The sequence below is a fragment of the Nitrincola nitratireducens genome, assembly GCF_000585235.1.
Classification (GTDB): domain Bacteria; phylum Pseudomonadota; class Gammaproteobacteria; order Pseudomonadales; family Balneatricaceae; genus Nitrincola; species Nitrincola alkalisediminis.
The window spans coordinates 403,349-422,589 of the sequence record NZ_AONB01000001.1 but is presented as its reverse complement, the minus strand read 5'-3'; the positions used below and the strand labels follow the sequence as shown (position 1 = coordinate 422,589).

22 protein-coding genes are annotated in these 19,241 nt (G+C 47.9%); 9 read left to right on the top strand and 13 right to left on the bottom strand.

Annotated features, from left to right (window positions below; translation table 11 throughout):
- Positions 1–8 precede the first annotated feature (8 nt).
- Positions 9–503, top strand: coding sequence for a thiol peroxidase (tpx, locus tag D791_RS01975; protein WP_036507028.1), 495 nt, complete (start codon positions 9–11; stop codon positions 501–503).
- A 9-nt stretch (positions 504–512) separates the two neighbouring features.
- On the opposite strand, the gene D791_RS01970 is transcribed toward tpx, so the two are convergent.
- From D791_RS01970 to D791_RS01955, 4 genes are read right to left on the bottom strand one after another with little or no spacing between them, the layout of a single operon-like run.
- Positions 513–860 (bottom strand): HopJ type III effector protein, encoded by a 348-nt coding sequence (locus tag D791_RS01970; RefSeq protein WP_036507020.1) that lies wholly within the window; start codon positions 858–860, stop codon positions 513–515.
- Between the two features lie 7 nt (positions 861–867).
- Positions 868–2,277 carry a deoxyribodipyrimidine photo-lyase gene (phrB, locus tag D791_RS01965; protein WP_036507017.1) on the bottom strand — a complete coding sequence of 470 codons (1,410 nt, stop codon included), beginning with the start codon at positions 2,275–2,277 and terminating at the stop codon, positions 868–870.
- A 13-nt stretch (positions 2,278–2,290) separates the two neighbouring features.
- Positions 2,291–2,941, bottom strand: coding sequence for a ChrR family anti-sigma-E factor (locus tag D791_RS01960; protein ID WP_036507011.1), 651 nt, complete (start codon positions 2,939–2,941; stop codon positions 2,291–2,293).
- Complete coding sequence (locus tag D791_RS01955; RefSeq protein ID WP_036507002.1) at positions 2,938–3,543, bottom strand: sigma-70 family RNA polymerase sigma factor; 606 nt, start codon at positions 3,541–3,543, stop codon at positions 2,938–2,940. Before D791_RS01955 ends, D791_RS01960 begins: the two co-directional genes overlap by 4 nt.
- A 153-nt stretch (positions 3,544–3,696) precedes the next feature.
- Here D791_RS01955 and D791_RS01950 point away from each other — a divergent pair, with 153 nt between their 5' ends.
- The 5 genes from D791_RS01950 (at position 3,697) to D791_RS01930 (ending at position 8,967) form a co-directional block, all read left to right on the top strand.
- Positions 3,697–4,563, top strand: a complete 867-nt coding sequence (locus tag D791_RS01950) for an NAD(P)/FAD-dependent oxidoreductase (RefSeq protein ID WP_237748472.1) — start codon at positions 3,697–3,699, stop codon at positions 4,561–4,563.
- Positions 4,500–5,855, top strand: a complete 1,356-nt coding sequence (locus D791_RS20565) for an FAD-dependent oxidoreductase (RefSeq protein WP_237748471.1) — start codon at positions 4,500–4,502, stop codon at positions 5,853–5,855. The genes D791_RS01950 and D791_RS20565 overlap by 64 nt, the downstream gene beginning before the upstream one ends.
- An 82-nt stretch (positions 5,856–5,937) precedes the next feature.
- Positions 5,938–7,089, top strand: a complete 1,152-nt coding sequence (locus tag D791_RS01940; RefSeq protein WP_081763678.1) for an SAM-dependent methyltransferase — start codon at positions 5,938–5,940, stop codon at positions 7,087–7,089.
- Complete coding sequence (locus tag D791_RS01935) at positions 7,086–8,447, top strand: MFS transporter (protein WP_051513964.1); 1,362 nt, start codon at positions 7,086–7,088, stop codon at positions 8,445–8,447. The genes D791_RS01940 and D791_RS01935 overlap by 4 nt, the downstream gene beginning before the upstream one ends.
- A 1-nt stretch (position 8,448) precedes the next feature.
- Positions 8,449–8,967: a DUF3833 domain-containing protein gene (locus D791_RS01930; protein ID WP_051513958.1), complete on the top strand. Its 519-nt coding sequence runs from the start codon at positions 8,449–8,451 to the stop codon at positions 8,965–8,967.
- Here the strand turns inward: D791_RS01930 and D791_RS01925 are convergent.
- From D791_RS01925 to D791_RS01915, 3 genes are read right to left on the bottom strand one after another with little or no spacing between them, the layout of a single operon-like run.
- Positions 8,954–9,391 (bottom strand): nuclear transport factor 2 family protein, encoded by a 438-nt coding sequence (locus D791_RS01925; RefSeq protein WP_036506996.1) that lies wholly within the window; start codon positions 9,389–9,391, stop codon positions 8,954–8,956. The genes D791_RS01930 and D791_RS01925 overlap by 14 nt on opposite strands.
- Positions 9,388–10,176, bottom strand: coding sequence for an SDR family NAD(P)-dependent oxidoreductase (locus tag D791_RS01920; RefSeq protein WP_036506993.1), 789 nt, complete (start codon positions 10,174–10,176; stop codon positions 9,388–9,390). Before D791_RS01920 ends, D791_RS01925 begins: the two co-directional genes overlap by 4 nt.
- Complete coding sequence (locus D791_RS01915; RefSeq protein WP_036506991.1) at positions 10,173–10,883, bottom strand: DUF6134 family protein; 711 nt, start codon at positions 10,881–10,883, stop codon at positions 10,173–10,175. Before D791_RS01915 ends, D791_RS01920 begins: the two co-directional genes overlap by 4 nt.
- 157 nt (positions 10,884–11,040) lie before the next feature.
- On the opposite strand from D791_RS01915, the gene D791_RS01910 reads away from it, so the two are divergent.
- Positions 11,041–12,981: a methyl-accepting chemotaxis protein gene (locus D791_RS01910; RefSeq protein WP_036506988.1), complete on the top strand. Its 1,941-nt coding sequence runs from the start codon at positions 11,041–11,043 to the stop codon at positions 12,979–12,981.
- Positions 12,982–13,080: 99 nt separating this feature from the next.
- Positions 13,081–13,560 (top strand): peptidylprolyl isomerase, encoded by a 480-nt coding sequence (locus tag D791_RS01905; protein ID WP_051513957.1) that lies wholly within the window; start codon positions 13,081–13,083, stop codon positions 13,558–13,560.
- A gap of 11 nt (positions 13,561–13,571) precedes the next feature.
- On the opposite strand, the gene D791_RS01900 is transcribed toward D791_RS01905, so the two are convergent.
- The 6 genes from D791_RS01900 to D791_RS01875 all read right to left on the bottom strand — a co-directional run bounded on the left by D791_RS01900 (position 13,572) and on the right by D791_RS01875 (position 18,145).
- On the bottom strand, positions 13,572–14,027 hold the full coding sequence (locus D791_RS01900; protein ID WP_036506982.1) for a YiiD C-terminal domain-containing protein: 456 nt from the start codon (positions 14,025–14,027) through the stop codon (positions 13,572–13,574).
- Positions 14,024–14,584, bottom strand: coding sequence for a nitroreductase family protein (locus tag D791_RS01895; protein WP_036506979.1), 561 nt, complete (start codon positions 14,582–14,584; stop codon positions 14,024–14,026). The genes D791_RS01900 and D791_RS01895 overlap by 4 nt, the downstream gene beginning before the upstream one ends.
- Positions 14,585–14,598: 14 nt before the next feature.
- Entirely contained in the window at positions 14,599–15,423 is an 825-nt protein-coding gene (gene queF / locus D791_RS01890) for an NADPH-dependent 7-cyano-7-deazaguanine reductase QueF (protein ID WP_036506976.1), read from the bottom strand.
- Positions 15,423–16,196, bottom strand: a complete 774-nt coding sequence (locus D791_RS01885; protein ID WP_036506971.1) for an ABC transporter permease — start codon at positions 16,194–16,196, stop codon at positions 15,423–15,425. The genes queF and D791_RS01885 overlap by 1 nt, the downstream gene beginning before the upstream one ends.
- On the bottom strand, positions 16,193–17,128 hold the full coding sequence (locus D791_RS01880; protein WP_036506965.1) for an ABC transporter ATP-binding protein: 936 nt from the start codon (positions 17,126–17,128) through the stop codon (positions 16,193–16,195). The genes D791_RS01885 and D791_RS01880 overlap by 4 nt, the downstream gene beginning before the upstream one ends.
- Positions 17,129–17,206: 78 nt before the next feature.
- Positions 17,207–18,145: a sodium-dependent bicarbonate transport family permease gene (locus tag D791_RS01875; protein WP_036506962.1), complete on the bottom strand. Its 939-nt coding sequence runs from the start codon at positions 18,143–18,145 to the stop codon at positions 17,207–17,209.
- A gap of 117 nt (positions 18,146–18,262) precedes the next feature.
- On the opposite strand from D791_RS01875, the gene D791_RS01870 reads away from it, so the two are divergent.
- Positions 18,263–19,219: a LysR family transcriptional regulator gene (locus tag D791_RS01870; protein WP_036506959.1), complete on the top strand. Its 957-nt coding sequence runs from the start codon at positions 18,263–18,265 to the stop codon at positions 19,217–19,219.
- The last annotated feature ends 22 nt before the right edge of the window (positions 19,220–19,241 follow it).

Genomic DNA, 19,241 nt, shown 5'->3' with positions numbered 1-19,241 from the left:
ATAATAACATGGCTAGCGTTTCTCTACGTGGTAACCCCGTTAATACGATTGGCGATCTTCCAGCTGTTGGTAGCTCATGCCCCAACTTTACCCTAACAGGCACCGATTTAGCTGATTTTGCATTGCAAGACTTGGCTGGACAACGTGTTGTGCTCAATATTTTTCCAAGTGTAGACACCCCAACCTGTGCGACCTCCGTGCGCAAGTTCAACGAAGCGGCATCCTCATTGGATAACACAACAGTCGTTTGCATTTCGGCTGACTTACCCTTTGCACTGGCACGTTTCTGTGGCGCTGAAGGTCTCGACAAGGTTAAAAGTGCGTCTACCTTCCGCAGTGATTTTGGCAATACTATGGGCTTGACCTTTGTCGACGGTCCTCTGACTGGATTGTTGTCTCGCGCGGTGGTTGTGCTGGATGAGGCCGGACACGTTCTGCACACTGAGCTCGTGGCTGAAATCGCCAGTGAGCCCAACTATGAAGCGGCACTGGCGGTGCTCTAAGCCTAGGCTCTAAACTTCGCTTTTCACGCGTAACGGCTGACCATCAAATGATACACCCGCCCAACCTGTGTTCATAAAGTTGCGGATATTTTGATGGTCGGCTCCTTCTGGATGCTGCAATACATCCTCAGTGTAAAAACGACCAAAGGCATTGAGCGTCGCTTGCTCCGATAAGGCGTGCACTTGTGCAAAGGCTAAAATTTTACATGAGCCTTGGTTCACCTCAGCTGAATTTTCCAGATCCCCATTTCGAAAGGCCGTAGGCGTAAAATCGTAGTGAGCGTTTAAGGTTTCCATCACGGTTTCAAAGGCAACTGGACCTGCATTTAACGCAGTTATTAATTCATTCGGTGTCATATTCTTCTCATTTTGCATGGGATTGATAGGCATCTAATGTTGCTTGCCGCGCCTTTTTATACTCAACAATGGGTGCAGGCCGCCCTAACGACTGACCGGCACCCGGTGTGTGGCGCTGCTTAGCCGGTAATTGTCGCAATTCTGGCAACCAAAAGGCAATAAACTCACCCGACGCATCAAACTTTTCACTTTGAAGCTCTGGATTGAAAATTCTAAAATACGGCGCAGCATCTGCCCCCACCGATGCAGACCACTGCCAACCGCCTTGATTCGATGCAAAATCGCCATCTATCAACTGAGACATAAAAAAATCGGCCCCTATCCGCCAATCAACTCGCAACAACTTCGTGAGAAAAGAAGCAACCACCATGCGTAAACGATTGTGCATCCAGCCCGTGGACAAAAGCTGCTTCATCGCGGCATCGACAATCGGGTAGCCGGTTTCACCTTGGCACCAGGCTTTGAAGCGCTTTTCATCAAATTGCCATTGTATTTTCTCTTCAACTTCTGGCCTAAAGGGATAGCCTTTACTCTGCTCTGGGAATGCCACCAGCATATGGCGATAAAACTCACGCCAAATCAATTCGTTGAGCCAAGTGCTGTCTAGCCAAGCATCTGATGCGTAGTGACTGATTAGTGCGGCAAGGCATTGCCTTGGCGACACTGCACCGAGGACCAAGTAAGGTGACAGCCGTGATGTTTTATCTTTAAATGGAAAATCACGCAGCGCTTTATAGTCCGCTTCCCGCTCATCAATGAAACGATTTAATCGTTGATGGATATCAGCCGTGGTGACAGGCCAGAGGGTGGGATCATAGGCGCGCTCGTCATTGGCAAGCAGCGTTAAGCCTAGGTCATGGGGCACATCATCAGACGGCATAAACGATGGAGGCTGCATTGCCGGAAGCCCCAGCGCGGGCGTTAAGTGCTTGAGTAGGTATTGGCGCCAAGCGCGACTGTAGGGCGTGAATACTTTAAAGGGTGTTCCCTGCCCTGTCAGTACCTGACCGGGCGGAACAATTAACTCGCCATGAAAGGCTAAACATTCAACCCCAACGGCATTCAACTCATGACAAACCGCTTGATCTCGTTGGCGCTCATTCAACGGATACTCATAATTAAAAAAGAGCTTTGAAGCTCCCACCGACATGACAAACTGCTGTAACGCCTTAGGCACCTCTTTAAAGGTGTCAAGCGACAGCACACGCAGCGGTATATTGAGCTGCAGCAACTCATCCTTTAACACCTTCAGTCGATCACGCCACAATGCCATTTTGGCCGGAGATTCAAGGTGCATTTGCCACTGTTTTGGCGTCAGTGTCACCACGGCAATCACACCCTGTTGCGATTCACAGGCATAAAAAAGCGCCGGATTGTCTATCCGGCGCAGGTCATTTCGAATCCAATACACATTCATAATGAAGGTCTTATCATAGTCCTATAAATGGCTGCACCAAACGTCCCATTAAACCCGTAAACTTCAAGGGAGCATCCGTCGCAATTAAGCAAATACAGTCTTGATCGGTATCAACGATAGGTTGGTGTTTTACTTCACCATCCAAATCGGCTACGTCTCCTGCACTAAAGCGGCCAAACTCATCTGTGTAAGAACCGCGCAGGATTAAGGTCAACTCGTTACCTGCATGAGTATGGTGAGGGACCGAAACACCCGGTGCAATTTTCAATAAGCGCGTTGCGCCGGGTCCCTTTAAGTTCAAATCAATATGATGAACACCATAGCCCAAACGCTTCCAAGGCAGGTGGTCAAGGTTTGTCTGAAGGTAATGATGTAAAGGAGCAGGTAAATCCGTTGCCGTTTGCACAGGACGTATCTGCGGCAGCGGTATCTCTTCCTCAAGATCCAAACGATCCATCACCGATTTAAGTGCATCGGCTTTCAGGCTCATAGGCTCAATTTGTGCCAACAGAGCACCACCAATCGCTTCAGCCTCGGCGAGACGTTGACGGCAATGTGGGCACCAATGTAAATGGCAAGCCACTAATAAAGCCATGCCCTGGGGGAGACTGCCGGAGGCATAGGCCATTAAAGTAGCGTCGTCAAAATGATGGCTAATGTTCACTCTTCTTCTCCCCAATGCGCTTTTAACTTGCTAAACGCTAAACGTAATCTTGATTTAACACTGCCCAACGGAATCCCTAACTGGTCGGCAATTTCAGAATGCGATTTCCCTTCGTAATAGGATAGATGCAACACTTGCGCTTGGTTCTCAGGCAGAGTGGCAATAGCGTCTCGCATCCGTTCTTCGAGTATTAAGTGTTCACCTTGATCTCGCTGCTCCGGATCAGGCTCTTCCTCGGGTAACTCGTATTCAACTGCCTTTTCTCGGCGCATTCTATCAATACACAGATTGCGTGCGAGGGTGAAGATCCACGTGCTTGCACTGGCCTTTTCAGCATTGAACATATGCGCTTTACGCCATACCGATAACATGGCTTCTTGCGCAACCTCTTCAGCCGTTGCTGGCGGCATGCCTAGACGAGTAATGTAAGCCTTTAGACGTGGTGCAAAGTAATCAAATAAACTCGCAAATACAGCTTTATCCCGGGTTTCGGCCAGAGAAGTCAAACGCGCAGACCAATTGTCACGCATTTCTTTTTTCCTCTCCTCCGCAATGCTTAAGACTGCGTTCACATCGCCTCCTAAAGGCTCGTCGTTATTCATTGCATCATCCTACGGGCTGTCGTCTGAAATAGATCATCTCTTTTAACCTCAAAATCGTCGGTTCACAATATGTGTTTAGTCTTAGTGATCTAAGCACATAAACTGACACGTAAGGCTCACTAACGAAACCTTTGCAAGGCATGAGGCCACCCAATGAACGTTAAAGTAATTAGACCCTTAAAGATAGCGGTAATCGGATCGGGTATCTCCGGTCTTTCATGCGCTTGGCTTCTTAATCAACACCATAATGTCACCCTCTTCGAAAAAGACGATCGTCCCGGTGGACACTCCAACACTGTGGCCGTTGATTACCCAGATGGAGCACGGATTGACGTTGACACGGGGTTCATTGTGTTTAACCCCGTTAATTACCCGAATCTTGTTAAATTTTTTGACCACCTTGAGGTTGAAAGCCTTGAAACAGAAATGTCCTTTGCCGTGAGCTTAAATCAAGGAGAGGTTGAGTACAGTGGTACCGATTTAAACGGTCTCTTTGCCCAGCGTCGTAACCTTTTTAAACCCAGTTTTTGGATGTTGATTAAAGACCTGCTTCGTTTCTATAAAGAGTCCGACAGCATGGCAACAAATCCAGCAACGGCAAACATGTCATTGGGTGAGTTGCTCAAACACCATGGTTATGGCGAGGCGTTTATTCAACAACACCTGATCCCGATGGGAGCGGCTATCTGGTCAACACCCGCAAAGCAGATGCTTGAGTATCCTGCGCAAACCTTCTTACGCTTTTGCCAGAATCATGGGTTAGTGCAACTTAAAGACCGCCCTCAATGGCGCACGGTGAAAGGTGGAAGCCGAGTCTATGTGCAGAAAATTGTCGATGCACTGGGCGAAAATCTGCGCTTGAACCAACATATCCATAAAATTCATCGACACAACGGTAAGGTCATTCTGGAAGACTTACATGGTCGACGCGAAACTTTCGATCATGTCGTATTGGCGTGCCATGCCGATCAATCCTTAGAGATGCTGGCAGAGCCACTGTCGACGAGCAGCAGTTGCTGAGGCATTTTCCGTATCAGCGCAACCGCGCCATTCTTCATAATGATCCTGCCTTAATGCCAAAGCGCAAAGCCGCATGGGCAAGCTGGAACTATCTTGCCGAAGGCCAAGAGCACAGCACTGACACGCTCAGTGTTACCTATTGGATGAATCGCTTGCAGCATCTACCCGAGGAAAAGCCTTTATTCGTGACACTGAATCCGCTGAGCGAGCCAAAAGAAGGTAGCATTTGCCGCAGTTACTTATACGATCATCCAGCCTTCACACTTGAGTCGATCCAAGCTCAAGAGTCACTTTGGAGTTTACAGGGTGTTAAAAACACTTGGTTCTGTGGTGCTTGGTTTGGTTACGGTTTCCATGAAGATGGCTTACAGTCAGGACTTGCCGTTGCCGAACGCCTTGGCGGTATCAAACGTCCTTGGAGTTTAGATAACCCCAACAGTCGCATTCATGTTCATCCACCTAAGCGTCCCGACAAAGCTGAATCAGGAAGCGGTCGCATGAGTCTCTCTCTTCATTCCGCTATTTACTGCGGCGAGGTGATGCATCAACGCTTAAAGCCTGCCAAACATCGATTTGTGTATAACGTCAGCTCTTGGCTATTGGACCTTGACGAGCTAGAGGCCTTAAATCGCTTACGCTTTTTTTCAGTCAACCGCTTCAATCTTTTTTCATTCCACACCAAGGATCACGGTGATGGCAGTACAACGCCTTTGAAGGAGCAGGTCAATAGACTCCTCAAAGACAACCAGATCGATCTAGGCGCAGGCGCGATTCGCCTTTTGTGTTATCCACGCATACTGGGTTACGTGTTTAATCCCTTAAGTGTGTTTTATTGCTACAACGAGGATAACGAACTCGTCGCAATTCTGTATGAAGTCAGTAATACGTTTAATCAGCGCCACTCGTATCTGATTCCTGTCGAGAAAGCCTCAGGCAAGGTCATACAGCAAGCCTGTAACAAACACTTTTACGTCTCCCCTTTTATGCCGATGGAGACAAACTACCAATTCAGAATGACGCCTCCGGGTGACAAGGTCGCTGTTCTGATTCAGCAAACGGATCCAGAAGGAGCCATTTTGAATGCGACCTTTACCGGTCAGCGTATTGAAATAACCGAAAAAACAATCACTCAAACATTTTGGCGTCATCCGCTGATGACCATGAAAGTCATTGCAGGTATTCACTGGGAAGCCCTGCAATTATGGCGAAAAGGCTTGCGTATACAGCCTCGACCCACCCCACCTGAACATCGAATTTCATTGGTCCAGCAGACGGAGATGAACTCATTATGAAGCCTTCACACTACCAAACTCTCACTGCACAAGCGCTCTTGCCCGAACAGGCTGGTTTAACCGTCTTTGTTTCAATACCGTGATGAAGTATCTACCTCATCTTGATTTCGGCACCTTGTTGTTTACGCTCCCCAGCGGACAAACACTGACATTCGGTCATCAACACGAAGGGGAACCGAGAGCCGAGATTCGTTTGCACAGCCTGAAACCTTTACGCCGCTTTTTACAAGGCGGACAGCTCGGTGTTGCCGAAAGCTATATGGCCGGTGAGTGGGACAGCCCTGACCTGGTGGCCTTAGTTCAATGGGCGTTAGGCAATGAAGCTAAAATGCCAGAGCTCAATAATGGTAAAGCCTGGATACGTGCGCTCAATCGGTTAATACACTTAAAACGCTCTAACACTAAAAAAGGCAGCCGCAAAAACATTGCCTATCATTACGATCTTGGCAACGACTTTTATCAGTTGTGGCTGGATGAAAGCATGACCTATTCAGCGGCGCTCTTTGCCCATGAAAATCAGTCATTGCATCAAGCTCAACTCAATAAATACCGTCGAATTGCCGAGATGCTAGATCTAAAGCCAGGTCAGCAGCTCCTCGAAATCGGTTGTGGCTGGGGTGGTTTTGCGGAGTTTGCCGCGCATGAGTTTGGGGTCAAAGTTCACGGTGTCACCTTGTCGCAAGAACAGCTCGCCTTTGCTCGTGCACGAATTGAATCCGCTAAACTCGATCACCTATGCTCCTTCAGCCTGACGGATTACCGCGATGTTGAGGCGCAGTATGATCATATTGTTTCAATCGAGATGTTTGAAGCCGTGGGTGAAGAGCATTGGGACACCTACTTTACGCAATTGAAAAACTGTTTGCGTCCCGGTGGCAAGGCCATTTTACAAATCATCAGTATTGATGAAACGCGTTTCGAGGAGTATCGCCGCAATCCCGACTTTATCCAACGCTACATTTTCCCGGGCGGAATGTTACCCTCACCTGAACGTCTAACCCTTGCCGCCGCTCAACAAGGCTTTGACATCACAGATCAGTTGCTATTTGGCTTGGATTACGCAACCACACTTGCCCGCTGGCGTCATCGTTTTATAGAGCAATGGCCTCGCATTCAGGCACAAGGATTTGATGAGCGCTTCAGACGTATGTGGCTCTTCTACCTCGCGTACTGTGAGGGTGGCTTTCGCTACAAAACCATTGATGTTGGTCTTTATCAATTGGAAGCCAAGTGAACAGCCATTTACCCAAGCGGGCTGTGCTGAGTTACGCACTCCCCGCCCTCCCTTTAGCCATTCCCACCGTCGCCGTGTACATTCTGCTCCCCACTTTTTATGTAGAAGAGGTTGGAATGTCGTTGGGCATGGTGGGATTGCTGTTGGTGTTGGCACGTGTGCTGGACGTCATCAGTGACCCTTTAATTGGTCGGTGGTTGGATCATGTGCAAGGTAAACTGTTTAAACTGACCTTTGTGGCGGGAGGATTGCTATGTATTCCTGGTCTCTGGTTGCTCATCCACCCTGACCCGAGCACAGCTGCAATCTCATTGTTTGCAGGGTCGGCTCTACTCTATTTGGGCTGGACGCTGATTCAAATTCCTTACATCACTTGGATCACTCACCTTAGCTCCGACAGCTTCCAACGCTCACGTGCCATCAGTTACCGAGAAGGGTTTTCCTTGTTGGGTCTGTTGCTTTCCGCCTGTCTTCCGTTGTTGGCACTGATGGGTTTTTCAACTCAGGCGGTACTGCAGTCGATGATGCTGGTCACGGTTCTACTGGGAGCTTTTTTCCTGTATCGACTCTTATCCGACTTACCTACGCCCTCTTACCTTAAGATGGCACAAGGTCGTTGGCACGATATCAAAAACAATCGCTTAGCCATTCGATTGATTGCTGCATGGCTGCTCAACGGCATAGCCAATGGCATACCTGCAGTGCTCTTCCCTTTGTATATCACCTCTGTGCTTGGTAACTCACCCGATGCACGTGGTGTGTTCATTTTAATTTACTTTATTGCCGCCTGCTGCAGCCTTCCGCTTTGGCTCTACTTAAGTCGGCGTTTTGACAAGGTGCTACTCTGGTCTGTCGCCATGATCCTCGCCATCTGTGCATTTATACCGGCCGTTTTTCTCACACCCGGTGATAATCACGCCTTTGTCCTAATCTGTATCCTTACTGGCTTTGCATTTGGTGCCGATCTGTCGCTCCCCCATGCCATTCAAGCGGAAGTGGCCGACTGGGATAAATTTCGCTTTAAACGAGAGCACACAGGCTTGCTCTTCGCCCTCTGGAACGCAGCCACCAAAGCCGCTTTAGCCTTGGCTGCACTCTTTGCGCTTGGTTTATTGGAGCTAAGCGGTTTCGATGCACAAAGCGCGACTCCATCACTGAGCCTGGCATTGATCTACGCCTTATTGCCTTGCGTATTCAAAAGCATGTCTATCTTAATTTTATGGAGGTTTCCGTTGCGAAACCATCATCATCGAGCACTCATACGCCGCCTAAACGAGCGTACTTCTGGGAGTTTACATCATGCGGGCTCGCTCACTAAACCTGTGCTTTCTTCTGCTACTCATGGTCGGGTGCAGTAATATGAACATCGAACATTTTGATAAACGAGAGCCTAAGCTGGTGCTTGAGGATTTTTTTGAAGGAAAGGTCTATGCCTGGGGGATCTTTGAAGACCGCTTTGGCAAACTGCGTCGCGAGTTTATCGTTGAAATTGACGGCACGATGGAGAATGGAAAGTTAGTGTTAGATGAACTGTTTCTTTATTCTGATGGTGAGCTCGACCGACGTATATGGACGATAACACCACAAGGTAATGGTCAATATTCGGGCACAGCAGACGACATTATTGGGCAAGCCAGTGGACAGATTAAAGGTAATACTCTGCACTGGGTCTATAGTATGAATTTGAAAGTCGGCGATGATAGTTGGAAGGTCAATTTTGACGACTGGATGTACTTACAACCGGGCGGCGTATTAATTAATCGAGCCACGATTCGCAAATGGGGGTTTGAGCTGGGAACCGTGACGCTATCGTTTAGCCGAGGCGAGCATCTAAATCATGCCCCCTTTAGTCTGAGTGAGCATTTTAGTGATCGCTAGCCATACGGTTACGAATGGCTTTTAACAGGCGACCGAGCAAAGGGATTTGCATATACAAGGGTGCACTGTCCCAATAATCTATGTGTTCACACACTTTGCCATCGGCATTAAAGACGATGCGTGACACCCCTTCACTTTCAAAAGCGCCTATGACTGGCATATCCGCCCTAAAACGCCAACGCAACCACGCATGATCGCCACACACATCTTGCTCAAGCACTGTAAACCCTGGGTTCTGAGTATGCCTAAACATGTCTTGCAACACATTCGCCATTTTCTCAAACCCACAGTGATCATTAAAAGGGTCTTTAAAGCGTATATCCGATGACACTAACGGACGAAAAGATTCAATTGTCGCTGGGGACAATTGACTAAACACCGAGGCATAGGCCTCACAAACAGCTTGATTGGATTGGGTTGTCATTTTTCAGATCCTGATGAAGAAAATCCCGTCATACGCCCCACCAATGCGAAATACCAACGATAGGGTAAATACCTTAAGGTTTTTAAGATCAATACAAAAGGGGTTGGGAATGCAATTTCAAACCGATGTGATGTCAGTCCTTTGATAATGGCCTTTGCTGCATCCTCTGGCTCCACTAAAAACGGCATTTCAAAGGTGTTTTTATCCGTTAAAGGGGTTTTGACAAATCCTGGGTTAATGATCTGCAGCTTGATTTGAGTTAAACGTAACTCAAAATAGAGTGCTTCACAGGCATGGATAATAGCCGCTTTGCTCGCCCCGTAGGCCGATGCCAGCGGTAAACCTTGATACCCAGCAACCGATGCAGTGACGGCAATATGGCCTGCGTTTCGAGCTTTAAATCGAGGGAGTAGAGCCTCAACACAATTTAACACCCCAAACACGTTGACTTCAAACAACTGCCGAAATGGGACAACCGAGAAATCATCTAAACCATTGGCAAAATGATCGCCTGCATTCAAAACCGCCAACTCAATCAACCCTTGGTTTTTTTCAATTTCATTAATACACTCAGCCACGGCCTGAGCATTTGTCACATCCAACACTTGATAATGGGCTCTAGGAAACTCCAAGCGAGCATTGATCGTTTGGCATGCTTTACTTAAACGCTGCGGATCGCGACCCGTAATAACGATCACACGCCCTTGTTCTGCCAACTGTTGTGCAAGGGCAAAGCCTATACCGCTGCCTCCACCCGTGATCCAAGTGCAATGCGTCGACTTCATCGATCCACCCCTATTTGGCGACTTAACACACGAATCCGTGAGCGATCACGAGCTGAAAATTCCATACCAAGCCAACGCCCATCTTCATCGTACCAAGTCTCTGTATCCTTCAAGTCACCACCCAAACGATAATGGGGAACGATCACACGCTCGTCGGCCCCTCTTGGAACCTCAATCTCGCCTATGCGCTCTACATTTAATGTACTGAGCCTGCCCGTCAGCGTATTAATGACCTGCTGCTGCGACAGAATGTCCACATTCCAATGATTTGTTGTTAAAAGTGTACCCTCAATTTCAATTTCGTGTGTTTTACCCTCCTGAGACACCCGCAATACATCGCCTTGACGTTGCATTTGAATCTCTGTTTCCTTGCCATCATCATTAACGCGCACCTCTAAAGACTGCAATTCACCCTTGCGCCAACGTTCCGTCGCTTGGTATAGATAACGGTAGTTAAACATACCTAGAAAGCGAATCTGCAGGTTCATTTCTGCATCCACCCTCAGTAGATCGCCCTCTTGATCAAAGTGAAGTGTATGTGTACCAATGAGACGGTCATCTCGATACACATCATACAGCGCTGAACCAGCGTAGCGTGCCTGAAGAACCTCGTCAGTTGACGAATAAACAGGAAGTGCTATAAACAAAGTGAGTAAAATAAACATAAACGATCTTTGCCATCGTCTCATACGTACACAGCGATTCATTGAGAACTCCTTTTCTTAGGTGTACGCACCGTCATTGGCGAATGGTTCAAGTACATAGGTATTAAACTCAAGGTGGATACCCAACACGCAAGCCTTCATTTAAGATCAAGATCAGATAACAATTAGAATTTAACTTTGCTTTTCGGAGCACCTGTCCATGACCGCCCAATCTACTGCCTCACCCAGACTTTCCTTTGGCAAAAAACTGACGCTAATGATTTTAGGGATTGTGATCACGTCGGTTTGCCTGATTGCCGCCACTGTTTTCAGCCAATACTACCGATCACATACACAAATGATCATCAATCAACTGGCAGGACAAGGCGAACGCTACGCGCAAAGTTTTATCGACTGGCTTGACGCACGGCAAGACGAAATGCGGTTTTTAGCGCGACTCACTCCCGTTATTGAGGGAGACTTCGATGCAACCAACCATTTGCTGCAGCAAACAGCACAGGTTCAGGGGTTTTATGACACCATTTTTGTTGTCTCGCCTCAAGGTTTAGGTACTTCAGGCGTTTCGTATAGCCAAAACCGCGCCAATATATTACCTCTGAGTGAAGCTCAAGCCTTTTCGGTTCCTGACCGCGATTGGTTTAAGCAAGCAATTTCCGGTCGAGACGTCTTTTCACAGCCCGTCATTTCAAGGGCTACAGGAAATCAGGTCAGCACCGTTGCGGTCCCCATCTATAAAAACAATCAAATTGTATCCGTCATGCGCGGAGCCGTAACGCTTGATACCTTGATCAACCGTGTGCGAGAACTCAACCAAGACCCTCAAGTGGATATTTATTTAATTAATACCGATGGACAACTGCTCACACCCTCTCGATCCATGGCCGATACCAGTCGTGCCATTACGTCTCAAGCCAGCGAAGCCATAGCACAGATGATGGCGGGGTCTGGTCGCTATTTAAACGGGGCCAATGAGGAGGTGGTCGGCAGTTATATCCCGATTCCTGTCCTCGGCTGGGGATTAGTACTTGAGGTCAAGGCCAGCGAGGCAATGCGCCCTGTTCAAAAAACGGTTTGGATTTTGCTTTTTTTCTTTTTATTCATTGTCATCGCTGCAACCGCGATCGGCTTACTTATCGTCCGTTCAATTGTACAAACACTCGGGGGCGATCCAACCTTTGCTGCCAGTGTTGTCAGACGTGTCGCTCAAGGTGACTTAACCGTCACGATACCCATTTCAAAACACCAAGAGTCCAGCTTACTGGGTTCAATTGAAGCCATGCGCAAAAGCCTCTCTGGCACCATTGATCGTATCAAAACCAACTCGGAAACACTGGCGTCCTCTGCCACAGAGCTGAGCCAAATCAGCCAAGAAACCGACAGAGGGGTTAAGTACCAATCCTCTCAATTAGATAACGCCGCAACCGCCATTAATGAAATGGCGGCCACCGTTGAGGAAGTGGCTCGCAGCGCACAGTCAGCGGCAGATCAAATTGTTCATGCCAGTGAGAAAGCCAAAATCGGTGGCAATATTGTTTCATCCTCTGTTGCGTCCATGCATAAGCTTTCTGACGAAATTTCAAAAGCTGCCGAAATTATTCAAAACCTAAAATCCGACAGCGATACGATTGGTAGCGTGCTGCAGGTGATTCGTGATGTTGCCTCGCAAACCAACCTGCTTGCGCTCAACGCCTCCATTGAAGCCGCTCGGGCTGGCGACAGTGGACGTGGATTTGCCGTTGTAGCCGATGAGGTTCGTGGACTTGCAAGACGCACGGAAGAGTCCACCAATGAAATTCAATCCGTCATTAATCAACTGCAATCACGGGCTGAGCAGGCGGTGTCCGCGATCAACCAAAGTGTCGAGCACACTGAGTCGACACTCGAAAGTTCTGAAAAAGCCAACGTGGCTTTGGACGAAATTCTCGCCCTAGTGCATGCGGCTCATGATATGATTCAACACATTGCAACGGCCACGGAAGAACAATCCGCCGTTGCAAAAGAAATTAACCAAAACATACACGGTATTAAAGACATTGCGGATCAATCGGCTGAGCATGTCGGACAATCAACAGAGGCAACCAATGCCCTGTCGCAACTGGCTGAACAACTGCACAGCGAAATGAACCGATTTAATGTATAAGGAATTAAGGTATTTTTATATGCGGAAGCTATTTTTTGCACTCTCAACCCTTTGTCTCGTGAGCTTTGCGTCTATTACCCAAGCGGACACACGGTCCTTATGGAAACCAACAAAGGCGCAATCGAGATACAATTATACGATGAACGCTCACCCTTAACCGTGGCCAATTTTTTGGCTTATGTCGATGCAGGTTATTACAACGGCCTCATTTTCCATCGAGTCATTCCTGGCTTTATGATTCAAGGCGGCGGTTTTAACGAGCAAATGCAGCAAAAAGCAACAAATGCCGCTGTGCAAAATGAGTCAGAAAATGGGATCGCCAACCAACGCGGAACCATCGCCATGGCTCGTACCAATGCACCGCACAGTGCCACGTCGCAGTTTTTTATTAATACCGCCAACAATCCAAACTTGAATGGCGCACCAGGTCGCTTTGGCTACGCGGTCTTTGGTGAGGTCGTAAAAGGCATGGACGTTGTGGATCAGATTGAGCGTGTTTCGACCCAGCGTAAAGGCATGCATCAGAATGTCCCGTCTGACAACATCGTGATTGAGCGGGTAACACGCGTCACCCCTTAAACTCAACAGTATTAAGTGGGCATGCGCGCCACGTAGGTTCCAATTAAACTCAGCGCGTGCCCCTTCGCATCGTAAATATCGACATCTAATGTCCACTTAGCTTTACCTTGATCACGAAGATCACGAATAAAGGCTTTGCAAACATCAGCACTGGGCAGGTTAACATTTGCCGTGAAGTGACTGGTCACCGGTGCAAGATAGCGTATATGACTTTCGGCAATCACCACCCCAGCCTGTAAATTGGCATCTCGGGCGTAAAGGCTGGTTAAACACCAACCGGACAAGGTTGCCAGAGCCGCTAAGGAACCGCCAAAGCCCGTACCTTTATCATTAATATTCGGTGATAAGGGCGCACGCAGACTCAAACCATGCCCGTCATACAGCAAATCTTGCAACTCCATGGCGTTGATTAACGGGATTTGCGCTTTAATCTCGTCAAAAAAAGCAGCGACTTGTTTATTATTCATGCATGCCCCCAACGTTGAACAAACTCTCCGGGTGAAGGACAAGGAACCACACGATGTTTCCGTGCTTTTCCCATGTAAATAAACCCTATGATTTCTTCGTTCGCCTCAAGTCCCAAAAGGCGATGCACATCGCGATTAAAGGCCATTGCCCCACTGCGCCATATTGAGTCGACCCCTTGAGCAAAGGCGGCCAAAATCATACTGTGCGCCGCACAGCCTGCCGTAATTTGCTGCTCGATTAAGGGAACCTTCGGGTGATCTTGTAAACAGGCAATCGCCACTAGAATCATAGGCGCTCGCAAAGGATTCCCCGCCAGCTTATCCAACTCGGCATCGGTAATTGCTGGATTCTCGATACGCGCCGCTTCAACGAACACCTTTCCTAAGCGCTCACGCCCCTGCCCTTCAATCTGCAAAAAACGATAGGGACGTAAACCACCGTGATCCGGTGCTCTAAACGCTGCACGAAAAATCAAATCCAGTTGTTCGGGTGTTGGCGCTGGCTCATCTAATACCGGCGAAGACACACGCGTTAACAGTAGATCGAGCGCTTGCATATACACCTCATCAATTATTGGCGCGATAAACGGCAGTTTCTTGGCAAACTGTCTAAGCTAGAACGGTAAGGATTAATATCCAGCCCTCCACGTCGCACATAACGTGCATACACGGTTAGCTTTTGTGGTTTGCACTGCTGCCATATATCCATAAATATAGTTTCAACACACTGCTCATGAAAGTCCCCTTTTTCACGATAGGAAATGAGGTAAGCGAGCAGACCTGCCCTGTCCAGCGCGGGGCCCTTATAACGAATTTGTATACTGGCCCAGTCAGGCTGCCCCGTGACCGGGCAGTTCGACTTCAATAGATGACTGTACAGGCTTTCATCGACAATGCGTGATCCGGCACGTAACAGCTGAGGGTTGGGTTGATAATGCGTGACCTCAACGTCAAGCTCATCTAAACACTCCCCTTGAAAGCGCTCAAAGGGCGGAGCAGCATCGAGTTTACTAAGCTGCACCTGCACGGTCGCGCCAGCAGCGGCAGATAAATCCCTGCGCATCAGCGCCACAACATCCGACTCAGAGGCAAAACACGTTAAATTGAATGAGTTCAAATACAACTTAAAGGATTTCGATTCAATGATATTGGGCGAATGCGACGGTATCCGAAACTCGGCAATCCTTACAATCGGCTTACCCTTAGGGTTTAACCAAGACACCTCGAATGCATTCCAAATATCCACGCCTCTAAAAGGTAAAGAGGCCCGATTCACGCCCTTTTCATCCCAACTGATTTGGCGCGAAATGGGGTAGAGTAAGCTAGGGTCATAGGTATTAACATAGGCCGTACCCTGCCCTAAAGGAGACTGCTTAATGATTTCATGATCGCTCATCAGTGACGAATCCCCTTACCCGTATTCAACAAATGCATCGCAAACGCAGCTAACACTAGAATAAAGCCAATAATCATCATAAAGGCAAAACCGATATTAATATCACTGACACCCAATAATCCATAGCGGAAACTGTTCACCATATAGAGTATAGGATTAAATTGAGAAACGGTCTGCCAGAAGCCAGGTAACAAGGCAATAGAGTAAAAGACACCCCCCAAATAGGTTAAGGGCGTTAGGATAAACGTCGGAACAATCGAAATATCATCAAATGTATTGGCATACACCGCATTAATAAAGCCGCCTAATGAAAAGACAATGGCCGTCAAGATAACGGTACTGAGCGTAATAAAAAAGTGATGTATCGAGAGATTCGTAAAAAACAAGGATAGAAGCGTAACGATCACCCCCACTGCCAAACCACGGGCGGCTCCCCCTGCCACATAACCAGCCAGGATCACCCAATTGGGTATGGGCGCCACGAGCAGCTCTTCAATGTTCCGTTGAAATTTTGTACCAAAAAAGGATGACACAACATTGCCGTAGGAGTTGGTAATAACGGACATCATGATTAACCCCGGCGCAATGTATTCCATATAGGCAAAACCACCCATATCACCAATGCGCGAGCCAATCAGATTACCAAAAATAATAAAATACAAGGTCATTGTAATCGCAGGGGGCAGCAGAGTTTGCACCCATATTCGCGTAAAACGACGAACTTCTTTCGTCAAGATGGTCCAGAACGCAGTGAACAGCAACTGACCTCTCATGCGAGCTCCTTCATTTCTAAATTCTTTTCGACCAATGACACAAACAACTCTTCCAAACGATTGGATTTATTGCGCATACTCATCACTTCTACACCTTGATCGGCCAACTGCTGAAAAACACGATTTAACCCGGTGTTTTTATCAACATCGACCTCTATTGTGCGCGCATCTATCTGGCGCAACGCATAGCCACTGATTGCCAAGGCATCGGGTAGCTCATCCTTCAGGTCCAGAATAAACGTCTCGGTGTTCAGCTTTAGCAGTAGGCTGCGCATGCTGGTGTTTTCAATGATGTTGCCTTTATCAATGATCGCAATGTTACGACACAAGGACTCGGCTTCTTCCAAATAATGAGTGGTCAAAATAATGGTGGTGCCCTGCGCATTAATTTCACGCAGGAACTCCCACATTGAGCGTCGCAGCTCAATATCAACGCCCGCCGTCGGCTCATCAAGAATCAGCAACTTAGGCTCATGAACCAAGGCTCGGGCAATCATTAAACGTCGCTTCATTCCCCCCGAGAGCATACGGGCACTTTGGTTTTTCTTTTCCCACAGACCCAGCTTTCGCAAATAGAACTCAGCACGCTCGGTGGCGATGCGCTTAGGGATGCCGTAAAAGCCTGCTTGAGTCACGACGATGTCGATGACCTTTTCAAAGGCATTAAAGTTAAATTCCTGCGGAACCACACCCAGCATTTTTTTGGCATCGGCGGTTTGTGTTTCTAAATCAAAACCAAAAATTTTGACGCGCCCAGAGGTTTTATTCACCAGAGATGAAACAATCCCCAGCGTTGTCGACTTGCCAGCACCGTTCGGCCCCAGCAGGGCAAAAAAGTCACCTTCTTTTACCTCAAGCGATATCCCTTTAAGGGCGACAAATCCATTTGCGTAAGTTTTGTTTAGATCTTCAAGTACTAATGCATTCGCCATAGGATATCCTTGATGAATAAAGTCTTTATAGTGGGTTCTAAAACCGATTTTTCAAGGACTCAGCTAAAACATATTGATCTAATACATCCACTGTAGCCATTGATGATAGAGCGGTATTCCCAAAATCACATTCATCGGAAAGGTCATGCCTAATGCCGCAAACATGGCCAAGCCCATATCGGCATCCGGTATAACATTACGAATAATGGCGGGTGCGGCAATATACGAGGCACTGGCAAACAAGCTAGCTATAATCAGCGTAGACCCCTCGGGTAGCTGTAAGGTTTTACCAACCAATACCCCTACGAATGCCAATGCAAAAGGGATTAACAGCGCAAACAGCGCCAAACGCCAAGAGGATTTTGGAAAGGGACGTAAGGATAAAGCGGCGGTAAGGCCCATGTCCAGCAAAAACAGTGCTAACACCACATGAAAGCCCTGAGTTAACAGACCGGTCACTGCAACGCCCTGCTCTGGCCCATAAAGATAGCCAATTAACAGACCGCCAACGAGTAAAACAACCCCTCGGTTTGCAAACGCCTCATGCCATACACTGCTGCTCACTGCACCTTGGCTGCCTTGATTATGTCGACGGTATAAAAATACGGCAACCACTATCGCAGGCAACTCTAATGCGACTAGATAGAGGGTGACTTCAGCACCAACGGCGAGCTGATGTGTTTGAATATACGCCAATGCAACCGCAAACGTACCCGCACTCACGGAACCGTAGTGTGCCGACAAGCTGATCGCATTCGCCTTGGAAAGCTGAACAGCAAAACGAAGGACAGGCACTAAAACAAGGGGAATAAGACCGCCCACCACCATCAATAACAGCAGCTCAGGTAAGATGGATACGCGAAACTCGCCGTAAAGGGCAAAGCCCCCTTTTAAGCCAATGGTGAGCATCAGCATTAGACTCAGCAAATCATAGGCGGCTTTGGGCACCACTAAGTCAGACTTGATGAGTCCAGCCACCAAGCCCAATACAAAAAACATCACGACGATATCCGGCACGACATTTTACTCCTAACTCGGGTTAAAGATGGCGCATTGTCGCTGACTAAAAATATTTATACTAATTAAAAAACCAATACCCTATTATAGATAATTATCTATACATGGAGATTGAGCATGAACCTTCGTCATCTTACTTTCCGGCTGCTTGAGGTCTATGTTGCGGTTGTACGTGCAGGCAACATCAGCGAAGCAGCACGCCGCCTCCACCTCACGCAACCCACGGTGTCCTTGCAGCTTAAGCGCCTTAATGAAACCGTCGGTGAGCCTTTACTTGTCAGTCACAAAGGCCAATTACAAATGACCGATGCAGGCCTTGCGCTCTACAATGCGTGCCAAGAACTACTCGGACGCTTCCAAGAGCTGGATGACACGCTCAGTGAGTTACAACTTGGCCACCAAGGACGCTTAAGTATCGCCATGGTCAACACGGCACAATACGTGCTACCCAAGCTGCTCGGCCCGTTCAGCCAATCTTTTCCAGACGTCGACATCACATTGGAAATCGGCAATCGCGCACAAATGCTGACACGTTTTAACCAACAACTGGACGATATCTATATTTTTAGCCACCCTCCATCACTGGAGCATGCCGCCGCCGCTCGCTTCCTACGCAATCCACTGGTGCTCATTGCACCCACACATCATCCGTTTCATAAGCGTAGTCAAGTTTCGCTTAAAGAGCTGACTCAGGAACGATTTTTACTAAGAGAGCCTGGCTCAGCAACACGCATGCTATTCGACAGCTGGCTGCGCACCCAAGGTATTCAATTAACCAAAAGCATGCAAATTGCCAGTAATGACGCGATTCGTGTGGCCGTTGAAGCCTCAATGGGAGTGGCTGTGATCTCACAACACGTCATTCCTGAAGGCCAAAAAGGCATCGCAATTCTGCCTGTTGAATCCCTGCCTATTGAAAGTCACTGGCACTTTATTGTTCGACGCGACCGCCGAATCAGCAAAACGGCTAAACTCTTTTTAACCTTTGTCGATGCGCATTTGGAGCGTTATTTAGAACCTGACTTTGCATGTCATGAAATTTCAGCTTTGTTGGATGAGGTGATCGGGTTTTAGATGTGTTTTGATTGACACAAAT

Coding starts and splice junctions, on each gene's coding strand:
- D791_RS01970 (WP_036507020.1), bottom strand. CDS start 860: ATGACACCGAATGAATTAATAACTGCGTTAAATGCAGGTCCAGTTGCC.
- D791_RS01920 (WP_036506993.1), bottom strand. CDS start 10,176: ATGAAGTCGACGCATTGCACTTGGATCACGGGTGGAGGCAGCGGTATA.
- D791_RS01950 (WP_237748472.1), top strand. CDS start 3,697: ATGAACGTTAAAGTAATTAGACCCTTAAAGATAGCGGTAATCGGATCG.
- D791_RS01895 (WP_036506979.1), bottom strand. CDS start 14,584: ATGCAAGCGCTCGATCTACTGTTAACGCGTGTGTCTTCGCCGGTATTA.
- D791_RS01955 (WP_036507002.1), bottom strand. CDS start 3,543: ATGAATAACGACGAGCCTTTAGGAGGCGATGTGAACGCAGTCTTAAGC.
- D791_RS01910 (WP_036506988.1), top strand. CDS start 11,041: ATGACCGCCCAATCTACTGCCTCACCCAGACTTTCCTTTGGCAAAAAA.
- queF (WP_036506976.1), bottom strand. CDS start 15,423: ATGAGCGATCATGAAATCATTAAGCAGTCTCCTTTAGGGCAGGGTACG.
- tpx (WP_036507028.1), top strand. CDS start 9: ATGGCTAGCGTTTCTCTACGTGGTAACCCCGTTAATACGATTGGCGAT.
- D791_RS01915 (WP_036506991.1), bottom strand. CDS start 10,883: ATGAATCGCTGTGTACGTATGAGACGATGGCAAAGATCGTTTATGTTT.
- D791_RS01885 (WP_036506971.1), bottom strand. CDS start 16,196: ATGAGAGGTCAGTTGCTGTTCACTGCGTTCTGGACCATCTTGACGAAA.
- D791_RS01880 (WP_036506965.1), bottom strand. CDS start 17,128: ATGGCGAATGCATTAGTACTTGAAGATCTAAACAAAACTTACGCAAAT.
- D791_RS01870 (WP_036506959.1), top strand. CDS start 18,263: ATGAACCTTCGTCATCTTACTTTCCGGCTGCTTGAGGTCTATGTTGCG.
- D791_RS01905 (WP_051513957.1), top strand. CDS start 13,081: ATGGAAACCAACAAAGGCGCAATCGAGATACAATTATACGATGAACGC.
- D791_RS01900 (WP_036506982.1), bottom strand. CDS start 14,027: ATGAATAATAAACAAGTCGCTGCTTTTTTTGACGAGATTAAAGCGCAA.
- D791_RS01925 (WP_036506996.1), bottom strand. CDS start 9,391: ATGACAACCCAATCCAATCAAGCTGTTTGTGAGGCCTATGCCTCGGTG.
- phrB (WP_036507017.1), bottom strand. CDS start 2,277: ATGAATGTGTATTGGATTCGAAATGACCTGCGCCGGATAGACAATCCG.
- D791_RS01930 (WP_051513958.1), top strand. CDS start 8,449: ATGAACATCGAACATTTTGATAAACGAGAGCCTAAGCTGGTGCTTGAG.
- D791_RS01940 (WP_081763678.1), top strand. CDS start 5,938: ATGAAGTATCTACCTCATCTTGATTTCGGCACCTTGTTGTTTACGCTC.